The sequence below is a fragment of the Achromobacter insuavis genome (assembly GCF_902859645.1).
Classification (GTDB): domain Bacteria; phylum Pseudomonadota; class Gammaproteobacteria; order Burkholderiales; family Burkholderiaceae_B; genus Achromobacter; species Achromobacter insuavis.
In genome coordinates this window covers 18,490-35,322 of record NZ_CADIJR010000028.1, presented here as the reverse complement: position 1 = coordinate 35,322, position 16,833 = coordinate 18,490, and the positions used below count along the sequence as shown (strand labels likewise).

Below are 16,833 nucleotides of genomic sequence, written 5' to 3'. Positions count from 1 at the left end.
GCGTGGCGCTCAGGCCACGGGCAGCGGCGGACGCACCTGCTCGCGCAGGAAATGGCCATAGGCCAGCGTCACCCCATGGGTCAATGAGATCTCCGGTTTCCAGCCCAGCGCGCGCACCCTGGACGAGTCCATCAGCTTGCGCGGGGTGCCGTCGGGCTTGCTGGCGTCGTAGACGATGCTGCCCTGGTAGCCGACCACCTGCGCCACCACCCGCGCCAGTTCGGCGATGGACAGGTCCTGGCCGGCGCCGATGTTGTACATGCCCTCGGCCGACGGCGTTTCCATCAGCATCACGCAGGCCCGCGCCAGATCGTCGACGTACAGGAATTCGCGCAGCGGCTTGCCGCTGCCCCACAGCGTCACGCTGTCGTCGCCGGCCTCGCGGCCTTCGTGGAACTTGCGGATCAGCGCCGGCAGCACGTGGCTGCTGTGCAGGTCGTAGTTGTCGTGCGGGCCATACAGGTTGGTCGGCATGGCGCAGACGAAGTGCGCGCCGTATTCGCGCTGGTAGGCCTCGCACAGCTTCAGGCCGGCGATCTTGGCGATGGCGTAGGGCTCGTTGGTGGCTTCCAGCGGGCCGGTCAGCAGCGCGTCCTCGCGCAGCGGCTGCGCCGCGTCGCGCGGATAGATGCAGGACGAGCCCAGGAACAGCAGCTTGCGCACGCCGGCCGCGTAGGCGGCGCGGATCACGTTGCACTGGATCATCAGGTTGCGGTAGAGGAAGTCCACCGGATGGTTCTGGTTGGCCAGGATGCCGCCGACCTTGGCGGCCGCCAGGTACACCACGTCGACCGGCGTGGTCGAGAAGAAGCGGTGCACCTGGTTCTGGTTCTCCAGGTCCAGTTCGCTGTGGCTGCGCGTGATGACCTGGCGGTAGCCGCGCCCCTGGAGCTCGCGCACCAGCGCCGCGCCCACCATGCCGCGATGGCCGGCCACGAACACGCGTTGATCCTGATGGCTCATGGCGGGCTACTCCTTGTAGGCGTAGATTTCGTAGCCGTTCTGCTCCACCAGGGCATCGCGGCGCGCGTCCTTCAGGTCGCTCTCGACCATCTCCTTGACCAGCTGGGCGAAGGTGGTGCGGGGCGACCAGCCCAGCTTTTCGCGCGCCTTGGTCGGATCGCCCAGCAGGGTCTCGACCTCGGTCGGGCGGAAGTAGCGCGGGTCGACCCGCACGATCACCTGGCCGGCCTTGATGTCGTGCACCGGGCTGAACAGCACCGTGGCCGTCTCGTTCAGGCCTTCGCCCTCCCACGCCAGCAGGATGCCCAGTTCGCGCGCGGCGGTATTGATGAACTCGCGCACGCTGTACTGCATGCCGGTGGCGATGACGTAGTCCTCCGGCGTGTCCTGCTGCAGCATCAGCCACTGCATTTCGACGTAGTCGCGCGCATGGCCCCAGTCGCGCAGCGCCGACAGGTTGCCCAGGTACAGGCATTCCTGCAGGCCCAGCACGATGCGGGCCAGGCCGCGGGTGATCTTGCGCGTCACGAAGGTCTCGCCGCGCTTGGGCGATTCGTGGTTGAACAGGATCCCGTTGCAGGCATACATGCCGTAGGCCTCGCGGTAGTTCACGCTGATCCAGTAGGCGTACAGCTTGGCCGCGGCGTAGGGGCTGCGGGGATAGAACGGCGTGCTTTCGCGCTGCGGCGTTTCCTGCACCAGCCCGTACAGCTCGGAGGTCGAGGCCTGGTAGAAGCGCGCCTTGTCCTCCAGCTTGAGGATGCGGATGGCTTCCAGCAGGCGCAGGGTGCCCAGGCCGTCGGCGTTGGCGGTGTACTCCGGCTCTTCGAACGACACCCCGACGTGGCTCTGCGCCGCCAGGTTGTAGATCTCGTCGGGTTGCACCGATTGCACGATGCGGATCAGGCTGCAGGAGTCGGTCATGTCGCCGTGGTGCAGCACGAAGTTGCGCGGCTGGTCATGCGGATCCTGGTACAGGTGATCGATGCGCGCGGTATTGAACAGCGACGCGCGCCGCTTGATGCCATGGACTTCATAGCCCTTGGCCAGCAGGAACTCGGCCAGGTATGCGCCGTCCTGTCCGGTGACGCCGGTAATCAGTGCCCGTTTTGGCATGGTTTTATCCTTAAGACTTAGTCACTGCACGAAAGGAGCCGAAGGCTGCGGAACCGATGTTCAACGAGATTACTGTCGCACCCGCCGCGGAGATATCGGCCAGAAGGTCTAAGAGATCAGCTTGTCGATAGGCAAAAAAGGACTGGATGGTTTCGTCCAGCGCGCCCAGCGCCGTCACCGTCGCCAATGCCGTCAACGCGGGCCGGCGACGCACCGAGGCGTAGATCAGCACCGTCAGAAAGGCGTAGGCCGCAAGGTGCAGGCGCTTGTCGCCGAAGGTGGCCGACATTTCGGCCGCCAGGCCCGGCAGGTTGCCCACCGTGACCAGCGTCAGGAAGAACAGCGCCGCCGCGGGCAGGCAGACCCGCGCCACGCCCTGGCGCCAGAAGGAGGAGGCCGCGCGCCGGGGCTCAGACACGGCCGTACATATCCTGGAAACGGACGATGTCGTCCTCGCCCAGATAGGCGCCGGATTGCACCTCGATGATCTCCAGCGGGATCTTGCCGGGGTTCTCCAGGCTGTGGACCTCGCCCAGCGGAATGTAGGTCGACTGGTTCTCGGTCAGCAGGTACTGCTTGTCGCCGTTGTAGATGCGCGCGGTGCCCGACACCACCACCCAGTGCTCGGCGCGGTGATGGTGCATCTGCGACGACAGGCGCGCGCCCGGCTTCACGGTGATGCGCTTGACCTGGTAGCGCGGTCCCTGGCCCACCGAGTCGTAGGAGCCCCACGGCCGCTGCACTTCGCGGTGATGGTTCATCTCGCTGCGGTGCTGGACCTTGAAAGCCTCCACCAGCCGCTTGACGTCCTGCGAGCGGGACTTGTGCGCCACCAGCACGGCGTCGGCCGTTTCGATCACCACGATGTCGTCCAGTCCCACCGAGGCCACCAGCCGGCTGGTCGAATGGATGAGGCAGTTGCGCGAGTCCTCGACCATCACGTCGCCGCTGGTGGAATTGCCCTCGGCCGTCTTGCGGGCGATGCCCCAGACCGCGTCCCAGGCGCCGACGTCGCTCCACGGCGCGGCCAGCGGGATGACCACGGCGCTGTCGGTGCGTTCCATGATGGCGTAGTCCATCGAGTCGCTGGGGCAGGCCTCGAAGGCCGGGCCGTCCAGCTGGAACAGGCTGTTCTCGCCATGGCCGGCGGTCACCGCCGCGCGCACCTGCTCCAGGATGCGCGGCGCCAGCCGCTCCATTTCGGCCAGGAACACCGAGGCCTGGAAGGCGAACATGCCGCTGTTCCAGTAGTAGCTGCCGGTCTCGATGAAGCGCTGCGCCACTTCGGGCGAGGGCTTCTCGACAAAGCGGCGCACGCGCCGCGCCGGCGCCAGCGCGTCGGACTCGGCCGCCTGGATGTAACCGTAGCCGCTCAGCGGCGCCGTCGGCGTGATGCCGAAGGTCACCAGGGCGCCCTGGCGCGCGGCCTGGTAGGCCTCGGCGAAGGCGGCGGCCAGCACCGGGCCGTCCTCCAGCACGTGGTCGGACGGCATGATCAGCATGACCGGGTCCTCGCCGTCGCGCATCGCCCGCAGCGTGGCGGCGACGATGGCGGGCGCGGTGTTGCGGGCGTGCGGTTCGAGCACGATCTCGGCATCCTGGATGCCCAGTTCCTGCGCCTGCTCGGCCGCGATGTAACGGTGGGCGTCGTTGCACACCAGCATCGGCCGCGCCTGGGCGCCGGCCGAGCCGAGCCGCAGCAGGGTGTTCTGCAGCAAGCTGCGGTCATCGGTCAAACGGATGAACTGCTTCGGCAGCAGCTCGCGCGACAGGGGCCACAGGCGCGAACCCGAGCCGCCGCAGAGAATGACGGCCCGATAGGGGGGGTGGGGGTGGGTCATGGCGCTGACTCCTTGAAGTAGGCCTGGGTGTTCGGATGCGCGCCGGGATCGGTGGCGATGGCCGCCGGGGACTGCCAGCGGTAGCGGCGGTGCTGGCCCAGCGGCAGGCTGGCGGTGTCCAGCGTCAGGTCGGCCTCGTAGGCGAGGACGACGTAATGGGTGGCGCGGCCGGGCTCGCCGGCGAAATTGGTGTCATAGAAGTGTTCGTACACGCCGCGCGGCCGCCAGGCGTGAGGCGGCAGCGTCACGCCCAGTTCCTCGCGGGCGATGCGCTGCAGCGCGCGAGCCAGCGTCTCATTCTTGCGGATGCGGCCGCCGGGCACGAACCAGGCGCCCTGGGCCGGCGGATTGCTGCGCAGCCCGGTCAGGTAACGGCCCTCGGCGTCGCGCAGCAGCAGGTCGATGGACACCAGCGGCAGCATCTCCACCGCGCGGCGGAAGTCGTCCTCGGCCAGCAGGCCGGGGGCCGGCGCGGCCGGGCCGGGCGCGAAGCGCACGCGCGCCGGGACGATCAGGGGCCAGCCGAGCGGTTCAGTAGACATTTCGGCCCGTCCATCCGGAGACCGCCGTGCGGGCGATGATGATCAGGTCCATCCGGAACGTCCAGTGCTGGATGTAATAGATGTCGTGCTCGACGCGGTCGCTCATCTTGCGCAGCGTGTCGGTCTGGCCGCGCAGGCCGTTGACCTGGGCCCAGCCGGTGATGCCCGGCTTGACGCGGTGGCGCATCATGTAGCGCTGCACCAGGTCCTTGTAGAGCTCGTTGTGCTCCAGCGCGTGCGGGCGCGGGCCGACCACCGACATGTCGCCGCGCAGCACGTTCAGGAACTGCGGCAGTTCGTCCAGGCTGGTGCGGCGCAGGAAGCCGCCGATGCGGGTGATGCGGGCGTCGTTGCGGGTGGCCTGGGTGACCACGCCGTGCTCCTGGTGCACGGTCATGGTGCGGAACTTGTAGACGTGGAACACCTTGCCGTCCACGCCCAGGCGCGGCTGGGTGAACAGCACCGGGCCGCGCGAGGTCAGCTTCACCAGGCAGGCCACCGTCAGCATCACCGGCGACAGCCCCACCAGCGCGCACAGCGCGAAGGCGCGGTCGAAGGCTTCCTTGGCCAGGCCGCGCACGCCGGCGGCCGGCAGGCTGTTGAGCTGGATGGCGGGCAGGCCGAGGAATTCGCCGATGCGGTGGCCCAGCAGCTGGATCGACATCACGTCGGGGATCCAGCGGATGTCGACCAGGTCGTTGCGCAGGTGGTAGAGCACTTCGCGCAATTCCTGGCCGGCCTCCATCGGCAGCACGATCCAGACTTCTCGCACGTCGTTCTCGCGCACGAAGCCGTGCAACGCATCCAGCTCGTGCAGGCGCCGGACTTGCGGCGGCAGGTTCTCGTGGGCTTCGGCGTAGATGCCGGCGACCTCGTAGCCGGCCTCGCGGTAGCGTTCGACGCGGCGCCACAGGTCGTGGCCGAGCGCGCCGAAGCCGACCAGCAGCACGCGCTTGCGGTCCAGGCCGCGGTCGCGCGCCGCGCCCAGGACGGTGTAGGCCGCCAGGCGCACCCCGGCCAGCGCCAGGGCGACGGAGCCGAACCAGGTCGCCGCCCACAAGCGCGATACCGCCGCGCTCTGATGCATGAGAAAACTGACCAGGATGCCCAGCGCGAACACCAGGGCCCACGCCGCCAGGCTGCGCACCACCAGGTCGGTCAGGCGGCGGCCGCGCCAGGAGACATAGAGACGGAAGGCCGGGAACAGCGCGATGACGCCCAGGCCGCACAGGTAGATCAGGAACAGGTGGATCTGCGGAGGATCCGCCATCGCCTCATCCGAGAACTTCAGCTCGGTGACGGCGAGGCCGCAGATGATGACGATCGCGGCATCCAACAGCCGGTACAGATAGCTGGATCGATTCGATCTCGCCGACGTGTCCGTAAGGGACGGGTCCATCGCGTACTCCTTTGTTCGGGGAGTCGCCCTGCGGCCGCGCGAAAAACAACGGTGCACCGCCGCAAAGCATGTGGCTACCGTCGAAATCTTATTGAGTGCCCGGCGCACCCGAAACCTCCAAACGATGTAGGAGAAGGCTTAGGGCATCCGTCGAATGTGCGGGGGCTGGAAAAGAGAGTGGAATGTCGCAACCCGTTACGCATCGGGCTCCTTTCCAAGCAACGAAGTCATTCACAGTGGATTCGCCATGACGACATTTTTCGGAACGTTGAGCCGAGCCATCGCAGCCATTGCGCTCGTGTCCTCGCTGGGCGCCTGCGCCCTTTCTCCCGGCATGACCTTTGACGCCAAGCACCTGGTCGATCCCCTGGATCCGAACTCGGTGGCGCAGATCAAGGAGATCACGCCCTCCCTGGTGCTGGACGACAACCGCGCGCGTCAGGCGCTGCTGGACAACGACGGCGTTTCGCGGCTGGTCGACAAGGCCGAGCCCTATCGCATCGGCCCCGGGGACATCCTCTCGATCGTGGTCTGGGATCACCCCGAGCTCGTGCTTCCGACGCAAACCTACGCCATTGGCACTGGGGTGACCGAACTAGCCTTCGGGGACACCGCATCGGGCATTCCGGGGTATACGGTCTCCTCCACTGGATATATCCAATTTCCCTATACGGGACTGCTGAAAGTGGCGGGGTTGACTGAACTTCAGGCGCGCAATCTCATAGTCAATAGTTCGGGCAAATACATCCAGGACCCGCAGATCACGGTGCGCGTGCTGGGCTACCGCAGCAAGCGGGTCTACGTCGAAGGCGAGGTGAAGACGCCAGGCACGGTGGCGATCAACGACATTCCCATGACCTTGCTGGAAGCGATCAACCGCGCGGGCGGCGTACTGCCCACGGGTGACCGCAGCAGCGTCTATGTCATCCGCGAAGGCAAGAAGACGCGCGTGAATCTGCCCGCGCTGATCGACCGCGGCCAGGACTTGAACCAGGTCATGCTGAAGTCGGGCGACATCGTCCGGGTGACCCCGAGGGATGACAGCAAGGTGTTCGTGACCGGCGAAGTGACTACGCCGGCCACCATCGTGATGCGCGATGGCAGGTTGACGTTGAACGAGGCGCTGGGCGTGGCGGGAGGGCCCAACCAGCTGACCGCGGACTCGTCGCAAGTGTTCGTGGTGCGCAGCACCGAGCAGGCCACGCCGCTGGTGTTCCACCTGAATGCCGCCTCGCCGCAGGCTTACGCGGTGGCGGAGAAGTTCGAGTTGCAACCCAAGGATGTCGTCTTCGTGGATACGGCTGGACTGGTGCGGTGGAACCGCTTCATCAGCAATCTGTTCCCGAGCGCACAAACGGTACAGACCGTGCATTCCATCAAGTAACCCTGGAGAGCTGCATGCCGTTGCCCATCGAATCGTTCGAGCCCTCCGTCCCGGCTCGCCAGCAGGAAACCCCGCTGTCCTCGCACGTGGACGCCATCTTCTCCAACCGTTGGCTGATCATCGCCATCACCCTGATCGCGCTGCTGGGGGCCGTCGCCTACGTCATGGTGACCCCCTCGGTCTATTCGGCCGACATCATCGTCCAGGTGGAGGAGGAGCTGCCGCAAGGCCAGAACCGCAGCCTGCTGGGCGACGTCTCGGCCATCTTCGACACCAAGGCCGAGACCTCCGGCGAAATGGAGGTGCTGCGCTCGCGCATGGTGGTGGGGCCGGCCGTCGACAAGTTCATGCTGTACATCCACGCCAAGCCGCGCTATTTCCCGGTGGTGGGCGAGTGGCTGGCGCAGCGCCACGAAAGCCTGCCGTATCCGTCCGGGCTACCCCGCGGCGGCTACGCCTGGGGCGGCGAGTCGATCTCGATCTCGCAGCTGGACGTGCCCAACGAATGGCTGGGCAAGCCCTTTCGCATCACCAACCTGGGCGAAGGGGCCTACACCCTGAACGACAAGCTCACCGGCGCCACCTTCAACGGCACGGTCGGCAAGCCCGAGCATTTCCTGCTGCCCGGCGGCGGCGCGCTGGACGTGCACGTCGATGCGCTCAACGGCCGGCCCGGCACGGAGTACACCGTGTCGCGCACCTCGCGCCTGGCGGCGATCGAGGACGTGCAGTCGCGCCTGGGCATCTTCGAGCGCGGCCGCACCTCGGGCGTGATCGGGGTGACGCTGGAAGGCAACGATCCGGCGCTGACCACGGCGGTGCTGAACCAGATCGGCCAGGAGTACGTGCAGCAGAACGTCAACCGCAAGTCGGCGCAGGCCGAGAAGTCGCTGGCCTTCCTGGACCAGCAGCTGCCGCAGCTCAAGCGCGAACTGGACGCGGCCGAGACCAAGTACAACTCGCTGCGCAACAAGCGCGGCACCATCGACCTGAGCGAAGAGGCCAAGCTGATCCTGGCGCAATCGGTGGACGCCCAGACCAAGGTGATGGAACTGCGCGCCAAGCGCCAGGAGCTGATCACCCGGTTCGCGCCGACCCATCCGAGCATCGTCGCCATCGACCGCCAGATCGCCTCGCTGACCGGCGACGTCAACCGCATCGGCAACAACATCAAGCAGTTGCCTGACCTGGAGCAGGACGTGGTGCGGCTGGTGCGCGACGTGCGCGTCAACACCGAGCTGTACACGGGCCTCTTGAACAACGCCCAGCAGCTGCGCCTGATCCGCGCCGGCAAGGTCGGCAACGTGCGCATCCTGGACGCGGCGGTGCAGCCGGACAAGCCGGTTCGTCCCAAGGCCGCCATCATCATCGCCGTGGCCACGGCCATCGGCCTGATCTTCGGCGTGCTGTGCGCCTTCGTGCGCAACGCGCTGTTCGGCGGCCTGTCGGAGCCCGATGACGTCGAGCGCTACACCGGCCTGCCGGTGCTGGCCGCGATTCCCCATAGCGACCTGCAGGACAAGCTGTGGCGCCGCAGCCGGCGCAAGAACGCCACGGTGCCGGCGCTGCTGGCGCAAAGCCAGAGCACCGCGCCGCCGATCGAGAGCCTGCGCTCCTTCCGCAACGTGCTGCAGGCCTCGCTGCGCCAGTCGGCCAACAACATGGTCATGTTCACCGGCCCGGTGGCGGGCGTCGGCAAGTCGTTCCTGTCGGCCAACTTCGCCTTCATCCAGGGCGGGGTCGGCAAGCGCGTGCTGCTGATCGACGCCGACTTCCGCAAGGGCCAGCTGAACCGCTATTTCGGCGTGCCCAAGGAAGACGGCCTGTTCGAGGTGCTGTCCGGCACGCTGCCGCTGGAGCGCGTGCGCAAGCACAGCGTGTCGGAGGGGGTGGATTTCATTTCCACCGGCGCGGTCAGCTTCGATCCCTCGGAGCTGCTGGCCTCGCCGATCTTCGGCCAGACCCTGCGCGAACTGGCCAGCCAGTACGACATGGTCATCCTGGACACCGCGCCGGTGCTGTCCTCGCCCGACGCGGCGGTGGTCGGCACGCATGCGGCGGCGGTCATGGTGGTGGTGCGCTCCGGCATGAACACGGTGGGCGAGATCCGCGAAACCGCCAAGCGCCTGATCCAGGCCGGCGCCCCGGTCGACGGGGTGCTGTTCAACGGTCTGAAGCTGATGCCCGAGCGTTTCGGGTTCCGCTCCAAGTATGGCGGATACCGCTATTCGCGGGCGGCTTATTACGGTGATTTCAAGCAGAACGGCCCCAAGTAACCTCCGCGGAGAACTGGCATGCATGGAACGTTTGGCTGGGAAACCCCGCAGATCCTGGATGCGGTCTTCAAGGCGTATGACATACGCGGCACGGTGCCCGATGAAATCGACGCGCGCTTCGCCCACAGCCTGGGCATGGCGGCCGGCGTGCGGGCGCTGGAACTGGGCGCGCGCGCCATGGTGGTGGGGCGCGACGGGCGCCTGAGCAGCGTCGAACTGGCGGCGGCGCTGCAGGCCGGGCTGCGCTCGGCCGGCCTGCACGTGATCGACATCGGCATGGCGACCACGCCGATGGTCTATTTCGCGGCGCGCCTGATGGACACCGGCGCCGGCATCGCCGTCACCGGCAGCCACAATCCGCCGGCCCACAACGGCTTCAAGATCGTGCTGGACGGCGCGTCGCTGTATGGCGACGGCATCACCGCGCTGCGCGACGCCATGCGCCTGCCGATCGAGTCGGCCAGCGTGGCCGGCGGCCGCACGCAGATGCAGATCCAGCCGTGCTACGCGGCGCGGCTGGTGGGCGACATCCGCCTGGCGCGGCCGATGAAGATCGCCATCGATTGCGGCAGCGGCGTGGCCGGCGCGGTGGCGCCGGCGCTGTTCCGGGCGCTGGGCTGCGAGGTCACGGAGCTGTTCTGCGAGGTGGACGGCGCCTTTCCCGGGCACCACCCGGACCCGGCCGATCCGCAGAACCTGCAGGACCTGATCTATTGCCTGCGCTACTCCGACTGCGAAGTCGGGCTGGCGTTCGATGGCGATGGCGATCGGCTCGGCGTGGTGACCAAGTCGGGCCAGATCATCTGGCCCGACCGCCAGCTGATCCTGTTCGCCCGCGACGTGCTGGCGCGCAACCCGGGCGCCGAGATCCTCTACGACGTCAAGTGCAGCCGCCACGTCGCGCGCGCCATCACCGAGGCCGGCGGCAAGGCCACCATGTGGAAGACGGGCCATTCGCTGATCAAGGCCAAGATGCGCGAGACCGGCGCGCTGCTGGCCGGCGAGATGAGCGGCCACATCTTCTTCAAGGAGCGCTGGTACGGCTTCGACGACGGCATCTACGCCGCCGCCCGGCTGCTGGAGATCCTGTCCGGCGCGCCCAATCCGTCGGCGCTGCTGGAGAGCCTGCCGCAGTCCTGCGCCACTCCCGAAATCAAGCTGGAAACCACCCAGGGCGAGCAGTTCGAGCTGGTCGAGGCGTTGCGCGCCGGCGGCCAGTTCCCGGGCGCGCTGTCCATCAACGACCTGGATGGCGTGCGCGTCGACTACGCCGACGGCTTCGGCCTGGCGCGGCCGTCGAACACCACGCCCACGGTGGTGTTGCGCTTCGAAGGAGACTCCGTGGCCGCCCTGGCCCGCATCGAGGAGGACTTCCGCAATGCGTTCCGGCGCGTTGCCCCCCATATCCGTTTACCGTTCTAAGGAGCATCACGCGATGGGTAATGCGAATTTTGCGAGAGAGGCCGAGGCCGCGGCCGAGGCCGACAGCCTCGCCGCCAGCCACGAATGGCGCGCTTTCGCGCAAGCGGCGCACGGCGCCGCGCTGGATGCGGGCGCCTTGAAGGTGATCGAGGCGGCGGGCCTGTGCGTGGACCTGACCATGCAGCGGCAGTCGCCCGCGCTGGACGCCGCCGCGCTGGCGCTATTGCGCGCCCGCGGCCTGGATGCGGCGCGGCAGGCGCTGTTCTCCGGCGGACCGGTCAACTGGACCGAGGGCAAGCCGGCCTGGCACACCGCGCTGCGGGCCGGCCGCACCCGCGAGCAGCCGGACGGCCAGGACCGGGATTCGGTCTGCGAGTATTCGCGCATGGCCGATTTCGTGCGGCACGTCGACCAGAACGCCGACTTCGCCACCGTGCTGCACATCGGCATCGGCGGCAGCGACTGGGGCCCGCGCCTGGCGATCCAGGCCTTCGGCGGCCCGGGCCAGCGCCGCCAGATCCGCTTCGTCTCCAACATCGACGGCCATGCTTTCCATGACGCGGTGGCCGGGCTGGACCCGCGCCGCTGCCTGGTGGTGGTGTCGTCCAAGTCCTTCACCACCGCCGAGACCCTGCACAACGCCCGCGCCGCCATCGCCTGGCTGCGGCAGGGCGGGGTGGCCGATCCGTCCGCGCACCTGGCGGCGGTCACCGCCAACGCGCCCGCCGCGCGCGCCCTCGGGGTGCCGGCGAGCCAGGTGTTCCGCATGTGCGACTGGGTCGGCGGACGCTATTCGGTCTGGTCGGTGGCCGGGCTGTCGATCGCGCTGACCGTCGGCACGGACGTGCTGATCGGCATGCGCGCCGGCGCCGAGGCCATGGACCAGCATTTCCAGCAGGCGCCGCTGGGCGCCAACGCGCCGGTGCAGCTGGCGCTGGCCGGCCTGGTCAATTGCAGCGTGCTGGGCCACGGCTCGCTCAACATCGCGGCCTACAGCGCGCGTCTGCTGCACCTGGTGACCTATCTGCAGCAGCTGGAAATGGAATCGCTGGGCAAGCGCGTCGGCGGCGACGGCGCCGCGGTGGACGTGCCGACCGCGCCGATCATCTGGGGCATGCCGGGCACCGACGGCCAGCACACCTTCTTCCAATGGCTGCACCAGAGCGCGCATGGCGCGCCGGTCGATTTCATCGCCAGCCTGCAGGGCCATCCGGACAGCCCCGACGCCCACCGCATGCTGCTGGCCAATTGCCTGGCGCAGCGCCAGGCGCTGCTGCGCGGCAAGGACCTGGAGCAGGCGCTGCTGGACGTGGCCCATGTCGAGGATCCCGAGCAGGCGCTGACGCTGGCGCACCACATGGTGCATCCGGGCGGGCGGCCGTCCACGCTGATCGTGCTGCGCCAGCTGGAGCCGCGCGCGCTGGGCGCGTTGCTGGCGCTGTATGAACACAAGGTGTTCGTGCAGAGCGTGGTGTGGGGCGTCAATCCCTTCGACCAGTGGGGCGTGGAGCTGGGCAAGCGGCTGGCCACCGGCATCGAGCGCGAGCTGGCGGTGCCGGTGTCGGCCGGCGTGGTCGACTGGGGCCACGACGCGTCCACCTCGTACTGGATCGACCGCTACCGCGGCCACGCCCAGGCGCCACAGCCGCGCCATGCCTGGCTGCCTGGCGTGGCGGCGCATCTTTGACGGGGAGCCGGGCATGAGCGAGATGCGCGTGCTGGTCACGGGCGGCGCCGGCTACATCGGCGCCCATACCCTGGTGGCGATGCTGGCCGCCGGCCAGCGGCCGCTGGTGCTGGACAACTTCAGCAACGGCAGCCCGGAGGCGGTGCGGCGGGTCGAGCGCCTGTGCGGGACGCCGATCCCGCTGGTGCAGGGCGACATCCGCCAGACCGGTCTGGTGCAGGCGCTGCTGGCGCGCGAGGCGCGGCGCGGCGAGCCGGTGCAGGCGGTGCTGCACCTGGCCGGCTGCAAGGCCGTCGGCGAATCGGTGGCCGACCCGCTCAAGTATTACGACAACAACGTCGCGGGCTCGGTGGCGCTGCTGCGCGCCATGCGCGACGAGGGCGTGACGCGGGTGGTGTTCAGCTCGTCGGCCACCGTCTATGGCGAACCGCGCTCGCTGCCGTTCACCGAGGCGCATCCGCTGGCGCCGGCCAATCCGTATGGCCGCAGCAAGCTGATGGTCGAGCAGATGCTGCGCGACCTGTGCGCGGCCGAGCCGGCCTTCGGCGCGGTGACGCTGCGCTACTTCAATCCGATCGGCGCGCATCCCAGCGGCCAGATCGGCGAGAGCCCGCGCGACGTGCCCAACAACCTGTTCCCGTACATCACGCAGGTGGCGGTGGGGCGGCAGCCGTTCCTGAACGTGTTCGGCGACGATTACGCCACCGCGGACGGCACCGGCGTGCGCGATTACCTGCACGTCATGGACCTGGCGCAGGGCCACGTGCAGGCGCTGGCCTACGCCGCCGGCCATCCCGGCTTCGTGGCGGTCAACCTGGGCACGGGACGCGGCACCAGCGTGCTGGAGCTGGTGCATGCGTTCGAGCGCGTCAGCCAGCGCCGCATCCCGCTGCGCACCGGGCCGCGCCGCCCCGGCGATATCGAGCGGATGTGGGCCGACCCGGCGCTGGCGGCCTCGCTGCTGGGCTGGCACAGCACCCGCGGGGTCGAGGCCATGTGCGCCGATGGCTGGCGCTGGCAGCAGGGCAACCCGAGCGGCTACGACACCGATCCGCCGCCGCCATAACCCCTGCGCCGTGTCGGATGGGTTCCGCGAAGCGGGCCGAGCGGTTACAGTTGACGGATATATTGCAAAGCAGCATCGCCGCGCGGCCCCGCCGCCGCGGGCGATGCACCGTCATCGAGGCCCCCTCATGTTCGATTCTCTTTTGTCTGCCGTTCCGCCCGGCGCCCAGCAGGGGCTGTTCCTATGAGCGGCCCGGCCTACCTTCCTTCCGCCCACTGGAACCTGGATAGCATCGTCTCGGGCCTGCGCGAGGCGCGCGTGGCCTGGCGCGGTCCGCGCGGCCGCCTGCGCGAAGACGCCGGCCTGCGCGAGTTTCCGTCGCAGGAAAGCCTGCGCCAGATCATCAAGGATCTCTGTGGCGCCTTGTTCCCGATGCGCCTGGGGCCCATCGACCTGCGCGAGGAAGTCGAGGATTTCTACGTCGGCCACACCATCGGCGCGGCGCTGGACGCGCTGCTGCACCAGGTCGGCCTGGAGCTGCAGTACGTCGGCCGCGATGATCCGGCGCTGCTGGCCGATTCGCAGCTGCGCGCCATCGAGATCGTGCGCCAGTTCGGCGCCGAGCTGCCGCGCGTGCGCGCCGCGCTCGACCTGGACGTGACCGCCGCCTACCAGGGCGATCCGGCCGCGCACAGCGTCGACGAGGTGCTGCTGTGCTATCCCGGCGTGGCCGCCATGATCCACCACCGCCTGGCCAACGTGCTGTACCGCCTGGGCGTGCCGATGCTGGCGCGCATCGTGGCGGAGATCGCGCATGCCGACACCGGCATCGACATCCATCCGGGCGCGACCATCGGCCGCAGCTTCTTCATCGACCACGGCACCGGCGTGGTGATCGGCGAAACCGCCATCATCGGCGACCGCGTGCGGCTCTACCAGATGGTCACGCTGGGCGCCAAGCGCTTCCCGCCGGGCGAGAACGGCGAACTCAAGAAAGGCCTGGCGCGCCACCCGCTGATCGAAGATGATGTGGTCATCTACGCGGGCGCCACCATCCTGGGTCGCGTCACCATCGGCAAGGGCTCGACCATCGGCGGCAACGTCTGGCTCACGCGCAGCGTGCCGCCGGGCAGCAACGTGACCCAGGCCAGCCTGGTCAGCGACATGCCGGATTGTGGCCTGGGCGGCTGATACGGCGTCCGCGTTTCGGCTGGGCGGCCCTGGCGCCGCCCGTTTCTCGCCTGGGCGGCACTGACCCCCGGGATTCGATACGGGAGCCTGGATGGACACACGTGTTTCGGATCTGGCCGCGCTGCGCGGCTTCGTCGACCGCCACCCGCGGCTGTTCGTGCTGACCGGGGCGGGCGTCAGCACCGATTCCGGCATTCCCGACTACCGCGACACCGACGGCGAATGGAAACGTTCGCCGCCCATGACGCTGCAGACCTTCATGGGCGCCGAACTGGCGCGGGCGCGCTACTGGGCCCGCAGCATGGTGGGCTGGCGCCGTTTTGGCAAGGTACAGCCGAATGCCGCCCATCGCGCGCTGGCGCAGTTGCAGCAGCGCGGCCGGGTGTCGATCCTGGTGACGCAGAACGTCGATGGCCTGCACGAGGCCGCCGGCAGCCGCGACGTGGTCGACCTGCATGGCCGGCTCGACCAGGTGCGCTGCATGAATTGCGACTGGCGCGGCGGCCGCGACGCCTGGCAGGACGCGCTGCACCAGCGCAACCCCGGCTGGATCGCCTTCGAGGCCGACGATGCGCCCGACGGCGACGCCGACCTGGAGGGCGTGGACTTCGCCACGTTCCAGGTGCCGCCCTGTCCGGTTTGCGGCGGCATCGTCAAGCCCGACGTGGTGTTCTTCGGCGAGACCGTGCCGCGCGAGCGGGTCGACCGCGCCAACGCCGGCCTGATGGCGGCCGACGCGGTGCTGGTGGTGGGCTCGTCGCTGATGGTCTATTCGGGCTACCGCTTCGTCACGGCCGCCTCGCGCAATGGCATGCCGATCGCGGCCATCAACCTGGGCCGCACCCGGGCCGACAACCTGTTGACGCTCAAGGTCGAGCTGCCCAGCGCCATGGCGCTGGAGGCGCTGACGGCGGCATAAAAGCGGGACGGACAGCGGCCGGTTTTTGACCGGTTTAACCAAGTGCCCGCCCTGTAAGGATTTTTTTGCGCCGTTACAGACCTTTCCATAGGGTTGTCCACAGATACTGTGGATAATTCCTAGGGATTACCCCGATTTTGTGAGCATGTTGGGGCCATTTTCGACCAACGCGTGGTCATCTGGCCCCGGTATTCAGCCTTCGGCGTCGGGGATGTCATCGCCCAGCAGGGCCTTGCGCGCCGCGTGCCAGCTGCCCGCGTCCGGGGCGTACAGCAGGCCGCCGCTGCGGTGGGTGGGCTTGTACGGCGAGCCGTCGAAGCGCGCCGCGTAGCCGCCGGCCTCGCGGTGCAGCAGCCAGCCGGCCGCGTGGTCCCAGGCGGTCAGCTGGTTGTACAGGGCGACGTGGCTGTGGCCGGCCGCCAGCATGCGGTATTCATGGGCGGCGCAGCGCAGGTTGGCGGTGCTGCCCAGGCGCGACAGGTTGCCGTTGACCGTGGTGCGCAGCGGCTCGGGCAGGAAGCCGGTGGAGATCAGGCCGTCCATGTCCTCGGGCGGCGCGGGGCTGGCCACGGCCAGTTTCGCCTGCTTGCCGTTCTCGTACTCCATCCATGCGCCTTCGCCGCGCACCGCCAGCGCGCTGTCGCGGCTGACCGGGTCGTAGATCACGCCGGCGATCACGTCGCCGCGATGGCAGGCCGCGATCATCATGCCGAACAGCGGCAGGCCGGCGACGTAGTTGCGGGTGCCGTCGATGGGGTCGATCAGGAACGCCAGGTCGGCGTCCACCAGCATGTTCAGCAGGGCGGGGTTGCGGGTCGAGGCTTCCTCGCCGATCAGCACGGCGCCCGGGTGCAGCTTGGACAGGCGCGCGGCGATCAGGCGCTCGGCGGCCTCGTCGGCGTCGGTCACCAGGTCGCGCGGCGAGCTCTTGTCGCGCACGCTGCCCTCGGGCAGGTTGCGAAAGCGCGGCATGACCTCCGCCTGCGCGGCTTCGGCCAGGATGCCGGCCAGCTTGCGGGTGTCCTCACGGGTAAAGGTTCTGCTCATAGTCGCTCGTCCAGGGAACGCGCAAATCTATCACGCCTGG

General features: G+C 68.6%; 14 protein-coding genes. 7 read left to right on the top strand and 7 right to left on the bottom strand.

The window, feature by feature from the left end:
* Window positions 1–9: 9 nt before the first annotated feature.
* The 6 genes from H0523_RS15735 to H0523_RS15710 all read right to left on the bottom strand — a co-directional run bounded on the left by H0523_RS15735 (window position 10) and on the right by H0523_RS15710 (window position 5,861).
* Complete coding sequence (locus tag H0523_RS15735) at window positions 10–963, bottom strand: GDP-L-fucose synthase family protein (protein WP_054431953.1); 954 nt, start codon at window positions 961–963, stop codon at window positions 10–12.
* 6 nt (window positions 964–969) lie between these two features.
* On the bottom strand, window positions 970–2,079 hold the full coding sequence (gmd, locus tag H0523_RS15730) for a GDP-mannose 4,6-dehydratase (RefSeq protein WP_054431952.1): 1,110 nt from the start codon (window positions 2,077–2,079) through the stop codon (window positions 970–972).
* 10 nt (window positions 2,080–2,089) lie between these two features.
* A complete protein-coding gene (locus tag H0523_RS15725) occupies window positions 2,090–2,497 on the bottom strand; it encodes a VanZ family protein (RefSeq protein WP_156350126.1) in 408 nt (135 codons plus the stop codon).
* Window positions 2,490–3,920: a mannose-1-phosphate guanylyltransferase/mannose-6-phosphate isomerase gene (locus tag H0523_RS15720; protein WP_054431951.1), complete on the bottom strand. Its 1,431-nt coding sequence runs from the start codon at window positions 3,918–3,920 to the stop codon at window positions 2,490–2,492. The genes H0523_RS15725 and H0523_RS15720 overlap by 8 nt, the downstream gene beginning before the upstream one ends.
* The gene (locus tag H0523_RS15715; protein WP_156350132.1) at window positions 3,917–4,378 is read right to left on the bottom strand and encodes a GDP-mannose mannosyl hydrolase; all 462 of its coding nucleotides are present in this window, start codon (window positions 4,376–4,378) and stop codon (window positions 3,917–3,919) included. The genes H0523_RS15720 and H0523_RS15715 overlap by 4 nt, the downstream gene beginning before the upstream one ends.
* Window positions 4,379–4,451: 73 nt before the next feature.
* Window positions 4,452–5,861 carry an undecaprenyl-phosphate glucose phosphotransferase gene (locus H0523_RS15710; protein WP_054431950.1) on the bottom strand — a complete coding sequence of 470 codons (1,410 nt, stop codon included), beginning with the start codon at window positions 5,859–5,861 and terminating at the stop codon, window positions 4,452–4,454.
* 247 nt (window positions 5,862–6,108) lie between these two features.
* On the opposite strand from H0523_RS15710, the gene H0523_RS15705 reads away from it, so the two are divergent.
* The 7 genes from H0523_RS15705 to H0523_RS15675 all read left to right on the top strand — a co-directional run bounded on the left by H0523_RS15705 (window position 6,109) and on the right by H0523_RS15675 (window position 15,746).
* A complete protein-coding gene (locus H0523_RS15705; protein ID WP_054431949.1) occupies window positions 6,109–7,245 on the top strand; it encodes a polysaccharide biosynthesis/export family protein in 1,137 nt (378 codons plus the stop codon).
* Between the two features lie 14 nt (window positions 7,246–7,259).
* A complete protein-coding gene (locus tag H0523_RS15700; protein ID WP_054431948.1) occupies window positions 7,260–9,521 on the top strand; it encodes a GNVR domain-containing protein in 2,262 nt (753 codons plus the stop codon).
* An 18-nt stretch (window positions 9,522–9,539) separates the two neighbouring features.
* On the top strand, window positions 9,540–10,943 hold the full coding sequence (locus H0523_RS15695) for a phosphomannomutase/phosphoglucomutase (RefSeq protein WP_006390288.1): 1,404 nt from the start codon (window positions 9,540–9,542) through the stop codon (window positions 10,941–10,943).
* Window positions 10,944–10,956: 13 nt separating this feature from the next.
* Entirely contained in the window at window positions 10,957–12,630 is a 1,674-nt protein-coding gene (pgi, locus tag H0523_RS15690; protein ID WP_054431947.1) for a glucose-6-phosphate isomerase, read from the top strand.
* 13 nt (window positions 12,631–12,643) lie between these two features.
* Complete coding sequence (gene galE, locus H0523_RS15685) at window positions 12,644–13,696, top strand: UDP-glucose 4-epimerase GalE (protein ID WP_054431946.1); 1,053 nt, start codon at window positions 12,644–12,646, stop codon at window positions 13,694–13,696.
* A 183-nt stretch (window positions 13,697–13,879) separates the two neighbouring features.
* Entirely contained in the window at window positions 13,880–14,827 is a 948-nt protein-coding gene (gene epsC / locus H0523_RS15680; protein ID WP_054431945.1) for a serine O-acetyltransferase EpsC, read from the top strand.
* Between the two features lie 91 nt (window positions 14,828–14,918).
* Window positions 14,919–15,746 (top strand): NAD-dependent protein deacetylase, encoded by an 828-nt coding sequence (locus H0523_RS15675; RefSeq protein WP_054431944.1) that lies wholly within the window; start codon window positions 14,919–14,921, stop codon window positions 15,744–15,746.
* 192 nt (window positions 15,747–15,938) lie between these two features.
* Here H0523_RS15675 and H0523_RS15670 read toward each other — a convergent pair whose 3' ends face one another.
* Window positions 15,939–16,793 (bottom strand): inositol monophosphatase family protein, encoded by an 855-nt coding sequence (locus H0523_RS15670; RefSeq protein WP_054431943.1) that lies wholly within the window; start codon window positions 16,791–16,793, stop codon window positions 15,939–15,941.
* Window positions 16,794–16,833: the final 40 nt, after the last annotated feature.